General features: G+C 68.8%; 8 protein-coding genes. 4 read left to right on the top strand and 4 right to left on the bottom strand.

All coding sequences use genetic code 11. From position 1 onward, the window contains the following. Positions 1 to 21 precede the first annotated feature (21 nt). The 4 genes from IM738_RS23420 to dinG form a co-directional block, all read right to left on the bottom strand. Complete coding sequence (locus IM738_RS23420) at positions 22 to 2,253, bottom strand: ATP-binding protein (protein ID WP_236963418.1); 2,232 nt, start codon at positions 2,251 to 2,253, stop codon at positions 22 to 24. 203 nt (positions 2,254 to 2,456) lie between these two features. Continuing rightward, positions 2,457 to 4,025: an alginate O-acetyltransferase AlgX-related protein gene (locus IM738_RS23415; RefSeq protein ID WP_236963417.1), complete on the bottom strand. Its 1,569-nt coding sequence runs from the start codon at positions 4,023 to 4,025 to the stop codon at positions 2,457 to 2,459. A 3-nt stretch (positions 4,026 to 4,028) separates the two neighbouring features. After that, the gene (locus IM738_RS23410) at positions 4,029 to 5,504 is read right to left on the bottom strand and encodes an MBOAT family O-acyltransferase (RefSeq protein WP_236963416.1); all 1,476 of its coding nucleotides are present in this window, start codon (positions 5,502 to 5,504) and stop codon (positions 4,029 to 4,031) included. Positions 5,505 to 5,560: 56 nt separating this feature from the next. Continuing rightward, positions 5,561 to 7,897, bottom strand: coding sequence for an ATP-dependent DNA helicase DinG (gene dinG / locus IM738_RS23405; RefSeq protein ID WP_236963415.1), 2,337 nt, complete (start codon positions 7,895 to 7,897; stop codon positions 5,561 to 5,563). Between the two features lie 134 nt (positions 7,898 to 8,031). Between dinG and IM738_RS23400 the strand changes: the two genes are divergently transcribed. The 4 genes from IM738_RS23400 to IM738_RS23385 all read left to right on the top strand — a co-directional run bounded on the left by IM738_RS23400 (position 8,032) and on the right by IM738_RS23385 (position 13,027). After that, positions 8,032 to 9,111, top strand: coding sequence for a calcium/sodium antiporter (locus IM738_RS23400; RefSeq protein ID WP_236963414.1), 1,080 nt, complete (start codon positions 8,032 to 8,034; stop codon positions 9,109 to 9,111). A 25-nt stretch (positions 9,112 to 9,136) separates the two neighbouring features. Then, a complete protein-coding gene (locus tag IM738_RS23395; protein WP_236963413.1) occupies positions 9,137 to 10,228 on the top strand; it encodes a patatin-like phospholipase family protein in 1,092 nt (363 codons plus the stop codon). A gap of 109 nt (positions 10,229 to 10,337) precedes the next feature. Then, positions 10,338 to 10,682 carry a hypothetical protein gene (locus IM738_RS23390; protein WP_236963412.1) on the top strand — a complete coding sequence of 115 codons (345 nt, stop codon included), beginning with the start codon at positions 10,338 to 10,340 and terminating at the stop codon, positions 10,680 to 10,682. Positions 10,683 to 10,693: 11 nt separating this feature from the next. Further along, on the top strand, positions 10,694 to 13,027 hold the full coding sequence (locus tag IM738_RS23385; RefSeq protein WP_236963411.1) for a zeta toxin family protein: 2,334 nt from the start codon (positions 10,694 to 10,696) through the stop codon (positions 13,025 to 13,027). Position 13,028 lies beyond the last annotated feature (1 nt).

Below are 13,028 nucleotides of genomic sequence, written 5' to 3'. Positions count from 1 at the left end.
CACGGGCGTTCGGATGGTTGTTCAGACTGTTTTCTGAGCGAGCGCCGTGCGGACCGCGCGATCCAGGTCGATGCGCCGGTAGGGCTTGCTCAGCAGCAGCGCACCTTCATCCAGCCGCCCTTGGTGAACGATGGCGTTTTCGGTGTAGCCCGAGGTGTACAGCACCTTCAGATCCGGACGCCATCGGCGCGCGGCATCGGCCAGCGCACGACCGTTCATGCCGCCGGGCATGACGATGTCGGTGAACAGCAACTGCACATCGTCACGCTGCTCCAGCACAGCCATGGCGGAGGGGCCGTCGTTGGCTTCGATCACCGTGTAGCCGAGGCTGCGCAACGCGGTCAGTGCCACTTGGCGCACCGCATCATCGTCTTCCACCAGCAAGACGGTTTCGCTGCCGCCGACAATGCTGTCTTCACCCTCGGCCGTGGCAAAGACAGCAGCAGCACCGCTGGCACGCGGCAGGTACAGCTTCACGCTGGTGCCCTGCAGAAGCTCGGAGTAGATCGCGACATGGCCTGCCGACTGCTTGACGAAACCGTAGACCATGGAAAGACCCAGCCCCGTTCCCTTGCCTGTTTCCTTGGTCGTGAAAAATGGCTCGAAGACGCGCTGCAGGTGCTCGGGCGCGATGCCCTGACCGGTGTCGGACACCGCCAGCATCACATACTGGCCGGGCGGTATGTCGCCCGTCCGGGCGGCGTACGCCTCATCCAGCCGCACATTGGCGGTCTCGATCGTCAGACGACCGCCGCCGGGCATCGCATCTCGCGCATTCAGGCACAGGTTGAGCAGCGCGTTCTCGAGCTGGCTCTGGTCGACCAGCGCTGGCCACAGGCCGCCTGCACGGATGAGCTCGATCTGGATGTGTTCACCCAGCGTGCGCCGCAACATGGGGTCCAGCCCCGCGACCAACCGGTTGAGGTCCAACGGTTTCGGGTCCAGTGCCTGCTTGCCGGCAAACGCCAGCAGCCGTTGCGTCAGCGCCCCACCGCGGCGCGCTGCTTTGGTGATCGACTGGAGCAACTGGATCTGGTCAGGGTGGCCGGTGACCTCCTCCAGCATCATCTCGGCGCTGCCCGAAACCACCAGAAGCAGGTTGTTGAAATCGTGGGCGATGCCGCCAGTGAGCTGGCCGATGGCTTCCATGCGCTGTGACTTCTGCAGCCGGGCATTGAGCTCGGCAATGTCGCTGCGTTGCTGCTCCAGCGACTGTGCGGTCTGGTTGAGCAAGGCCATCAGATCGCCCAGCTCACCGCGGGGCAGGGGTGCCTCGATCCGCGCCGACAGATCGCCACCGATCAGCTGCTGGGCCATGTGCGTGATGCGGTCCACCTGACGGCGGATGCTCACCTCGGCCACCGTCCACATGGCCAGGAACAGCACCAACGCGGTCGCGGCCAGGAACATCAGATCCTGCCGGAATCGCTGATCGGCTTCCTGCACCAGCACGTGCTTGGGCACGCCCGCGGCGAGGTGAATGCCGGCCTGCTTGAGCAGCGGGTGTTCGGCCACGGCCCACACCTGGCCCTGACCACCTTGATCACCCACCTCACCCGTGCGCCGCCCCCCTGCGCCGATGAACTTGAACAGGGCGGTGTCGGCCAGGGAAGCACCCGCCGGGTTGCCAGCGCCGGCCATGCCCGACGTCGCCAGCACCTGTCCTTTCTCGCTGAGCAGCAACAACTGCGTCTGCGGCGAGAACGTTGGACGGTCTTCGACCAGTTTCTGCAGGTTCAGCGAGGCCAGGAGAACAAAGAGCAGCTCACCTTCCTTGGATCGCACCGGATGAGCCACTTGCATCACCGCCAGCCCGGTCAGCCGGCCGAAGACCGGCTCCAGCACGACCCCGCCAGGCGCGGCCACGGCGGCCTTGAAATAGGCGCGGTCGCGCAGGTCCAGCTCGCGGCCCGTGCGCAGTGAGTCGCAATACAGGCGCCCGTCGGGCAAGATGGTCAGGATGCCGGTGTACTGGGGATAGGCTTCACGCACCTCCGACAGGAAGGCCGAACAGCTGGCGCGGTCGGCCCCCGGTAGCAGGTCATCGGCGCGTGCCAGCCCGTACAACAGCTGTGTCGTGCCCAGCACACGCTCATTGAGCAGCCCGGCCTGCTGATGGACCAGCGCCGCCAGCTGCTGGGTGTCCTCCTCGATCGAGGCTTGCCGCATCTGCAGAAACCGCGCAGCCCCCAGCAGCACCGGCAACAAGGTGGCCAGCAACGTCAGCAACAACAATCGCGACCGGATGCTCATCACAACTCCTCCTGGTGGTCAGGGGCCGCGGCCATCTGCGAGCCGAACGGAGACTGAATCGACCTGCGGCTTTCGATCCGCTGCCCAGACCATACATGGTTCTGCGCGCGCACCCGCCCATCACCGGGCGAGGATGTGCAGCAGTTTGAGGGTGGTGTGGAGCATGAGGCGATCTCAAGGGCATCGGTCCCGCAGCACAGCACTCACCGCCCCGGCTGGCCTGCCACCGCCGACGGCTCTGCGGGCATCAGCGCCAGCCCCAGCAGACGAAATTGCGGGCAATGCCCCTGCCCGCGAAGGTCCAGGCGCAGCACCTGAATCTCGCCGGCCGGCCGGCCGTTGGCGCCCCGCAAACCGTCCAGGCCGCTGCGGTCCCCGACGTGAAGCCAGCGCACGCTGTGATCGCGGTGGAAGCGGGGCTCTTTCGGCCCTCTCCAGAACAGCTGGACCGGCATCGCGGCCGCCCGGCCCTCGCAGACCAGGCGGAGTGACAGGCCGTCGGCTCCCACCATCGGACGGGGCAGGCTGAAGGTCATCGACGCGGCGCCCGAGGTCACCTGGAAGCCGTCGCCCGACGCGCCCTGGCGCACCACCCCGCTCATCTCGACCAGCTCAGCGGTCAGCGACGCGCCATCGGATTCGCCGGGGCCAGGGTCTGGCGGATACAGCAGGAAATTGGCAAACGCCGGGATGGCGAGCGAGCGCTCCACCACGGTCACGATCACGGCCTCGGGGCGCACCTCGTCGAGCAACCGGATCAGTTGGCCGCCGTCCTTGTGCACGTCCCGCCAGTGCAGGGTCACCACCTCGGCAAACGTGCGGTGCATCAGGTCGTCCATGGACTTGCCGAACGAGTCCGTGATCCAGAGCACGCGCTGGGGGTTGAGCGCCCGGTCGTGGCGGGTCTGGATCGGGAAGGTCAGGGCCACCCGCGCATCGGCCACGCGCGCCGGGTCCAGCCGCTCGCCGGTGCCGTAGCGCTGGTGAACCCGCGCGCCCAGGGCCTCGGACGCCGCGAGCACGGGATCTTCGTCGGTCAACCAGGGTCCGAGCCGCAGAAAGTCCGCCAGGTCGCCGCCGGCTCGGGGCGTCAGGCGCACCAGACGGTGCTCGTCCGGCTTGGGCCAGACCACGTCGGGCAGGTCGGCCCGCAGCCGCTGCGCCAGCGCCTCAAAGGCGTGGGATGCGCCCAGGGCATTCCAGTGGGTGTCGTGGCGGAAAAACAGGGGGGCCGGTGCGGTGGCAACGGCGCGCTGCAACACGGCGCGCGTGTCGACAAACAGGTCCGGGTCGGTGTGGGCGAGCAGCGTGTCGGTGGCGCCGCTCCCGGGCGGTGGCAAGGCCCATCGCGGCAGGTGCTCGGGGTACACGGACGCCTTGTCCGGCGCCACCAGGATCTGGAACGCCGGCACGCCCCGGCCCCGCAGGAAGCTGGCCCAGCGCCGGGCACCGTCGCCATAGGACTGCCCCAGTCGGACGTCGCTCGCCTGGCCCGCGCGGCGGTGGGTCGACAGCGACCCGCTCTGCGCGTCGCCCAGGTACAGCCAGCCGGCGCGGCCGACCACCACCTGCCGGGGCGAGACGCTGATGCCCAGCCGGTGCAGCACCCCGCTGGCGGCGCGCAGCAGCGGCTCCGACGAGAACCAGCGCTCGATGGTGCAGCAGGCCGCGCCGGGCGGTGCCGTCGCCATCAGCCCGTTGAGCAGTGGCAACACCGCCAGGCCCAGCGCCGTGGCCAGCAGCATTCGAAGGGAACGGCGCTTCAGGTTCATCTTCTAGAAGTTGAAATAGAGGAACACAGAGCCCGTGCTCGTGAAGGTCGCGACCAGGGCGGCGATCAGCAGCAGGGTGCCCGCCACCACCTTGGCGTCGGTCACCCCGGCGCTGACCCAGCGGATCGCGTTGGGGCGGGGCAAGATGCAGAAGGCCAGCGCGATCATCAGCAGCGCCGGGGCGTGGGCCACGAAGGGTGCCGGCGCCACCCGCAGCAGCGCATCGCCCAGCCAGCCCGACCAGGCCAGCGCGTCGGTGGGCACGTCCACCAGCGGGACGCGACGCAGCGTGGAGAGGTCCACCATGCCGGAGAGCACCCGCCGGGCGCTGTCCCAATCTTTGGCGCGGAAAAACACCCAGGCCACGTTGACGAACAGGAAGGTCAGGCCCCAGCCCAGCCCGCGCGGCATCCGCCAGCCCAGTTGCACCCAGAGGCGGTGCACCACCAGGGCCAGGCCGTGCAGCAGCCCCCAGATGACGAACATCCACGAAGCCCCGTGCCACAGCCCACCGAGGGTGAAGGTCACGATGAGGTTGAGGTGGGTCCGGAACCGGCCGGCGCGGTTGCCCCCCAGCGGGATGTAGAGGTGGTCGCGCAGGAAGTGGCTGAGCGTGATGTGCCAGCGGCGCCAGAAGTCCTGGATGCTGGTGGCCCGATAAGGCGAATCGAAGTTGACTGGCAGCCAGATGTTGAACAGCAGCGCCACGCCCATGGCCATGTCGCAGTAGCCGCTGAAATCGAAATACAGCTGGAAGGTGTACGAGAGGCTGGCGACCCAGGCGCCAACCATGTCGAGTGGCCCGGTGCCGTCAAAACCGGCGTCCGCCCACACCGCAAAAACGTCCGCGATCGCCACCTTCTTGAACAGGCCCACCGCAAACAGCAACCCGCCCTTGACGAGGTGGGACTCGCGCGGCAGCCAGGTCCAGCGCGAGTTGAACTGCGGAATGATCTGGCTGTGCTGCACGATCGGCCCCGCGATCAGGTGCGGGAAGAAGGTCACGAACAGCGCGTAGTTCAGCAGGTCGTAGTGGCCGGTTTCACCCCGATGGCTGTCCACCAGGTAGACGATCTGGGTGAAGGTGAAGAAGCTGATCGCCAGCGGCAGCGCCACCGGGTCCGCCTGGTAGGCCACACCCCAGAGCCAGGCCAGGTTCTCGGTGATGAAGTGGATGTACTTGTAGTAGGCCAGCGCCAGCAGGTTGAGGGCGATGCCGGCGATCAGCCAGCGGCGCTTGCGACGCGGGTCGGCGTCCGTCGGCCAGCGCGCCAGGCGCCGGCCCAGCAGGAAGTTCAGGCCGATGGACACCAGGATCAGCGGCAGGTAGACCCAGTTCCAGTAGGCGTAGAAAAACAGGCTGGCCAGCACCAGCCAGGCTTTGCCGAGCAGGGTGCGGCGCGACCGGTTCAGCTGGAAGTACACCAGCAGGGTGACCGGGAGGAAGACGAAGATGAAGGGCCAGCTGCTGAAAACCACGGGCGCCTTCCTTCAGCCCCGGGCGCAACGCCCAGGCGCCATCCCGGCAGCGGGGGTCAACGCGCCACCTCGGTCAGCCGCTCGCCGTCGCGCCGCTGCAGCCGGTACGGCGGCAGCCCCTTGAGCATGCGCCGGCCATAGCTCTGCCGCAGCAGCCGCGCGTCGTAACAGACCACCACCGCCTCGTCGGTCTCGGTGCGCAGCGCGCGGCCGGACCACTGCAGCAGGCGCGCGCCGGTGGCGGGCACCACCAGTTCGCTGAACGGGTCGCGGCCCTGGGCCTTGAGCCAGTCGGCGCGCGCCTGGCCCACCGGGTCGCTGGGCGAGGCGAACGGCAGCTTGGTGATGAACACCCACTCGCAGAGTTCGCCCGGCAGGTCGAGCCCCTCGCCGAACGACTGCAGGCCGAACAGGATCGAGGCCTGGCCGTCGGCCACGCGCTCGGCGTGGCGCTTGAGCAGCTGCGTGCGCGAGGCCTCGCCCTGCACCAGCACCTGCCCGCGCAGGTCGCTGTGCAGGCCGCGCTCCAGCAGCTCCTGCGCGCGCTTCATCTGCGCCTTCGAGGTGAACAGCACCAGCGCACCGCGCCGCACCTCGGCCAGATCGGTCATGAGCAGGTCGAGCATTTCGCGGGTGTAGGCCTCGACGTCTTTCGGGTCGGCCTGGGTCTGCACCACCACCAGGCGGCCCTGGTTCGCGTGGTCGAACGGGCTCTGCACCTCGCGCGCTTTCACGTCGTCGTCGAACGCCAGGCCGCTCTCGTGCAGGAAGTGGTCGAAGCTGCCGCAGGTGACCAGCGAGGCCGAGGTCGCCACGCCCGCGCGCACCTTGCTCCAGAGGTGGGCGCGCAGCAGGCTGCCGGGGTTGAGCGGGCAGGCGTGCGCGCTGAGCGTGACGGTGCCGTGCATCACGCCGGCCTCCAGCCACTTGGCCAGCGGCGGCTGGCCCTGCGCCGGCTCCTGCAGCCACAGCTCGGCCGTGGCCTGCAGGTGCTGCAGGCGCGGCGCCTGGCTGCCGATGCGGCTGTAGAGCTGGGCGCAGCGCGGCGCGTCGGCCGGGTTGTCGCGCGCGTTGGCCTTGAGCTGGTTGGCGATGGCCTCGAACACCTTGAGCAGCGCGGTCGCGCGGCTCTCGATCTGGCCCAGGGTCTCCTTCCAGTCGGGCGGGATCGCGCCGCCCTCGAAGCGCTCGGTCACGCCGGACGCGGTGGATTCAAAGCCACCGCCGCGCGGGCGAAGGCCCGCCTGCCGGCCGGTGAGCGCGAGCCAATCGGGCGACTCGCTGACTCGCGCCATGGCGCGGCGCGCCAGGTCGGCCTGCGCGGCCTTCAGCTCGCGCGCCAGCGTGGCCACGTCTTCCGTCGGCGTGTGGGCGATGGCGCCGGCCACGTCGCTCACCGCGCGCGGCAGCTTGTCAAGCCAGCCGCCGCGCATGAGGTCCATGCTCTCGGTGAACTGGCCCTGCGCGACGGCGCCGAGGTGGTGGGCCTCGTCGAACACGATGTAGCAGTCCGACGGGTCGGGCAGCGCGTGCAGGCCGAGCGTGGCGAGCAGCAGGTCGTGGTTGACCACGATCACCTGCGACTGCGCCAGCCGCGCGCGCGCCTGGTAGTAGCTGCAGCTGTTGTAGCTGGGGCAGTGGCGCGCGGTGCAGGTGTGGCGCTCGGCGGCCACCGGGCCCCAGAGCTCGGGCTCGGGCGGCTCGTCGAGCCGGTCGCGGTCGCCGTCCCAGGCGCCGCCGTCCAGCTGCTGCGCCCACACGGTGTAGGTCTTGGAGCGCTCGACCCAGCGCTCGGCTTCGCGCGCTGTCGCCGCTGCGTTGGCGACCACGGTCGCGGCGGCGGCCTCGGGGCTGGCGGGCAACTCCTCAGTCTCGAACAGATCGGCGCTGGCCGCGTCGCCGCCGGCCAGCTGGTCGAGCTTGAGACGGCACACGTAGCGCCCGCGCCCCTTGGCCAGCGAGAAGGTGAAGGGTTGGGGCAGCGCGGCCGAGAGGGCCGGCAGGTCTTTCGCCATGAGCTGCTCCTGCAGCGCCACGGTGGCGGTCGAGATCAGCACGCGCTTTTGCTGCGCGATGGCCAGCGGGATCACGGTGGACGCGTAGGCCGCCGACTTGCCCACGCCCGTGCCGGCCTGCACCACGGCGATGGCGCGCGGGCCGCTGTAGGGCACCGCCTCGGCGCCCTTCTCGGCCCCTTTTTCAGGTTTGGGCGGCCAGTCCACCGGGCTCAGCGTCTCGGCGATGTGCGCCGCCATCTCGCGCTGCCCCGCGCGGGGGCGAAAACCATCGAGCCGGCCGACCACGTGATCGAACGCGCCCAAGGCCAGGGCCTCGCGCGCCAGAGGGCCGCTGGGCGGGCTGAAAACGTCGGGGGATTCGGGGGCGTCGGACATCGGGGGAGCGGCGGGCAAAGCGCGATTGTCCCAGAGCCGTCAAGAACCCTGGCAGCGCCGGGTCCGTGCGGCCATGGCAACATGCCCGCTCCATCAACCCCCTTGACCGACGAACCACCATGTTGACCCTGGGCATGTTTCTCGCAGGCCTGCTGGCCCTGATCGCTGGCGCCGAGCTGCTGGTGCGCGGCGCCTCCAGGCTGGCGCTCTCGTTCGGCCTCTCGCCGCTGGTGGTGGGCCTGACCATCGTCGCCTTCGGCACCAGCGCCCCCGAGGTGGCGGTGTCGCTCGGCGCGGTGCTGGAGGGCCAGACCGACATCGCGCTGGGCAACGTCGTGGGCAGCAACATCTTCAACGTACTGTTCATCCTCGGTGTGTCGGCGCTCATCACGCCCCTGGTGGTCAACATCCAGCTCATCCGTCAAGAGGTGCCCATCCTGGTGGGCACCTCGCTGTTGCTGCTGGTGCTCAGCCTCGACGGCCGCATCAGCGCCCTCGACGGCGCCATGCTGTTCGGGCTGTTGCTGGCCTACACCGCCTTCCTGGTGATCCAGTCGCGCAAGGAAACGCAGGCCGCCAACGACGAATACGCCGCCGAGGTCCAGCCCGCCGCCCCCGGCAGCTGGGACAGCCGCCTGCCCGTGCAACTGCTGCTGATGGCCGTCGGCCTGACCCTGCTGGTGCTCGGGGCCCAGTGGCTGGTGAATGCGGCGGTGGTGTTCGCCAAATCCCTGGGCGTGAGCGATGTGGTGATCGGCCTGACCATCGTGGCCGCCGGCACCTCCATGCCCGAGGTGGCCACGTCGGTGATGGCCGCGGTCAAGGGGGAGCGCGACATCGCGGTCGGCAACGTGGTGGGCAGCAGCACCTTCAACATCCTGGGCTGCCTCGGCCTCTCCGGCCTTGCCTCGGGCAGCCTGGGTCTGGTGGTGCCCGAGGCGGTGCTGAACTTCGACATCTGGGTCATGCTGGCCGTGGCGCTGGCCTGCATTCCCGTGTTCATGACCGGGCGCGAGATCGCGCGCTGGGAGGGCGCGGTGTTCCTGCTCTATTACGTGGCCTATGTGGCCTACCTGATCCTGGCGGCCCAGCAGCACGATGCCCTGGGCGCCTACTCATCGATCATGATGGGCTTTGTCGTGCCGCTGACCGTCATCACCCTGGTGGTGGCACTGCTCGGACGGCGCACCGAACAGCCTCGGCACCACGTCTGACCCGCCCGGCCGCAGAGAACGCACCATGGTCACACGCACCCCCCCCCGCCGCGCACGCGCCCCCGGCACCCACCTGCTCATCGACCTCGCGCTGCAGGGCGGCGGCTCACACGGGGCCTTCACCTGGGGCGTGCTCGACCGCCTGCTGGACGACGAGCGACTCGAAATCTCGGGCATCAGCGGCACCAGCGCCGGGGCGATGAACGCCGTGGCGCTGGCCGCCGGTTTGATGGAAGGGGGCCGCGTGGGCGCGCAGGCCTGCCTGGCCCGATTCTGGAAAAGCGTGGCCGAGTCCTCGCCCTTTCACCACCTGGAGGCCGGCCCGTTCGGCGCGCTGTTCGGCACGCGCAACCCCTGGCTGCAGGCGGCGATGGCCCCCTGGCAACAGGCTGCGGCATACGTCGGTGGCCAGTTCTCGCCTTACCAGCTCAACCCGCTCAACCTCAACCCGCTGCGCCGGATCCTGGAGGACACGGTGAACTTCGAGCAAGTGCGCGCCTGCCACCGCACCCAGCTCTTCATCGCCGCCACGCACGTCGCCACCGGCGACCTGCACGTGTTCCGCCAGGACGAACTCACCGCCGACATGGTGCTCGCCTCGGCCTGCCTGCCGCTGCTGTTCCAGGCGGTGAAGGTGAAGGGCGAGGCCTACTGGGACGGCGGCTACGCCGGCAACCCCACGCTGATGCCGCTCATCAGCGAAACCCCGGCCGACGACCTGATGCTGGTGCAGATCAACCCCGACCGGCGGGACACGATCCCCACACGGGCGAGCGACATCCTCGACCGCGCGAGCGAGGTCACCTTCAACGCCAGCCTGCTGAAAGAGCTGCGCACCATCGGCCTCATCAAGGAGCTGCTGGAAGACGCGGGCCGGCCCGACGCCTGCTTCCAGCGCCCGCTGTTCCGGCGCGTGGACGACCTGCGCCTGCACAAGATCGACGCCGAGGCAGAGCTCTTGCAGTTCGGCGCGTCGAGCAAGACCGAAACCGGCTGGGCCTTCCTCTCCAGGCTGCACGGCATCGGCCGGCGCGCGGCCGACGACTGGCTGCACGAACACGGCAAACACCTGGGGAAACGATCGACGTATGCGCTGCCGGAGGTCTACACGGGCTGATGGCTGCGCCGGTTATGACAGGGATGCAGGCGAAGCAGCAGCGCGGCTGTGCCAAGATTCAACGGCATTCGGTTCAGCCGGTGCTTTTTCTGCTTTTCAGGGACATGACATGACGACTTTCACCGAACACCCGCCCGTGCCCAAAGTGCTGCAGGAAGCACTCAAAGACCATCCCGAGCTGATTGCGAGACTGGAAGAGGGACTGACAGCCGTCGGTCTCAAGCCAGGCATGAGCAAGGCGCAACGAACCGATCAACTGGAGCGAGCGTTTTGGCGATTGGAAGGCGACATGGACAGCTTCGTCGAAAACGCCAGTGATGAAGTTGCCGCTGCCGACGCGGCAGGGGAAATCGACAAAGCTGCCAACGCGCGAAAGAAATTGCGCCTCCTGCAGCTGCACCGACGCGATGGCGGAGAAGAACTGATGAAGTTCTTCGCTTGGGGCCAGGATTGAGGGAACGGCCCATGGCACACGACTACCCCGCCATTCCAGCCGACCAACACGACCGGATCCTCAGGAATCAGATCCTTCAGGACGCAAAGTACACACAGGTCACTGGCGGACACGCCCGTCCGAAAGCCATCATCCTGGCGGGACAACCTGGTGCAGGCAAAGGCGGGCTGGCACGCACAGCACTTTCGGAGATGGACGGAGATGCGGCGGTGATTGATCCGGACGATCTGCGCAGCGCTCATCCCGACGCACGCACCCTGCGCGGCCTGAAGCCATACACCTGGTCTGGAGAAACACACAGCGATGCCAGCCGCTGGGCGCAGGAGCTTCGAGCTGACGCAGTGGCCCAGCGCAAGAACCTGGTTCTGGACACCACCATGCCCAGAGCCGATGTCATCAAAGACCTCCAAACCAAGGGCTACGACGTAGAGATACGCGCTGTCGCAGCCCACCGACTCGAGAGCGAGCTGGGTGTTGACAAACGGTTCACCGATGACCTGGATCGTCGAGGCCACGGGCGCTATGTTCCCCAGGAGGTTCGTTCGGCGGTGTACGAGAAGCTCCCCGGCACTCTCGACGACGTGGCGAAACAGACTGGTGTCCCGATTCAGGTCTACGACCGCGAGGGCACGCTGCACTTCGATTCGCGCACCTCTCCCCACGCATCTCCCGGCCGTGCGCTGGAGACGGCCCGCAGCGGCCGGTTGACGCAGGAACGCCTCAACGACCTGCACCAGTCGACCGACGCGCAACGCCAATGGCACCGCAATCTGCCCGAGCGTGTACCCAACGAACGCGTCAGTGCCAGCACCGCCAGCCACCTGCTCGAAGAACGCCGCACGCTGGCGGTCGAACCGGGCGTGCAGCGGCTGCACAACGAGGTCGGTGGTCATCGCGCCGTCCGGCCCACGGTCAAGGCGGCCGGCGTCCTGGGCACGGCGTACGGCGCCTTTGAGGGCAAGCAGCAGATCGACGCCGCCATCGACACCGCCCGCTCCAACCGCGAGCAGTGGGTGCGCGGCAGCGAAGAGACGGTCAACCAGGGCACCAAAGCCGTGGTCACCGGCGCTGCCGCCACCGTGGGCGCGATCCCCGGTGCCGCCGCCGGCACGCTCACCAGCCCCGTCACCGGCCCGGTCGGCCCCGTGGTCGGCGGCCTGGCCACCGGCGGTGCCGCGGCCTACGGCGCGGAGAAGCTCTACGAAGACTCGCGCCTGCAGCAGTGGAGCAAGGCGCTGGGGCGAGAGGTCGGCGAACTGGGCTACGACCACGTGTCCAGAGAAGGCCGCTTGCTGCGCCAGGTCAACGGCCTGAAGGAAGACCTGCAGAACGAGACCGACCCGGCGAAACGCGCCCAGCTGCAAACCCGCCTGAACACCACCAGCGAACAATTCAGCACCGAAGCCGAGCGCAACGGCCGCACCTTCGAAGCCCGTACCGGCATCGACAAGGCCTGGGAGCAGACCCACGCGACCTACCCCAGGGTGGACAAAGACGGCGTCAACGACGCGCTGGCGAAACACATCGACGCGGGCAAGCGCCCCGCCGACGCGGTACGTGGCGCGCTCAGCGACGCCGTGCACGAGCAATACCCGCGCGCGCTGCCCCACCAGCCGGCGGTGAATTACCGGGCCCTGAGCAATCAGCAGCTGGCCGCGACACACGGCCAGTACGTGGGCGAGGTGGTCCAGGGCCGCAAAGACGTCATGGCCCTGGCGGCCAACAAGGACCCGCACAACAACGTCGATCAGGGCTGGCCCCAGGCGCTGGCGCAGCAACGCCAGGCCGGCCGGGTCCAGGACGGCCTGAACGAGCTGTGGCGCGACACCGGCCACCTGGGCGCGGTGCGCGAGAGCATGCACGAGCGCGGCATGAAGCTGCCCGAGCTGCCGGCCGAGCTGCGGCCGAAGGACGCTTCAACGGGCCCCCGGGCGGCGCTCTCACCGCAGCAGGAGCGCCACCACCAGCTCGCGCAGGCCCAGCTCGGCCCGGCCTTGAGTGCGCGGGGTCACAGCGCGGAGCAGGTGGAGCGCGTGAGCGCGGCCGCCGTGGGCCACGCCCAGCAACACGCGCACCGTGGCGACGTGCGGGCGTTTCACCTGAGCAAGGACGGCGAGCGCGTGGCGGTGGTGCAGGAGAACGCGCCCATCAGCGAGTTCAGCGTGAAGGCCGCGCAGGGCCAGACCGCCGACCAGCACCTGGAGCGTGCCCACGCCTTGGCACAGACACAGACCCGCGAGCGGGCCGAGGAACGCATCCCGGGCCAGGAGCCTGCGTTGGCGACGGCACAACACACCAGCGCGGTTGCGCCGCAGCACGAAGCACCGCAGCGCGCCATGGCCTGAG

It is taken from the genome of Hydrogenophaga sp. SL48 (assembly GCF_021729865.1).
GTDB lineage: Bacteria > Pseudomonadota > Gammaproteobacteria > Burkholderiales > Burkholderiaceae_C > Hydrogenophaga.
The sequence above is the reverse complement of the archived record's forward strand: the minus strand, read 5'-3'. Positions and strand labels throughout refer to the sequence as shown.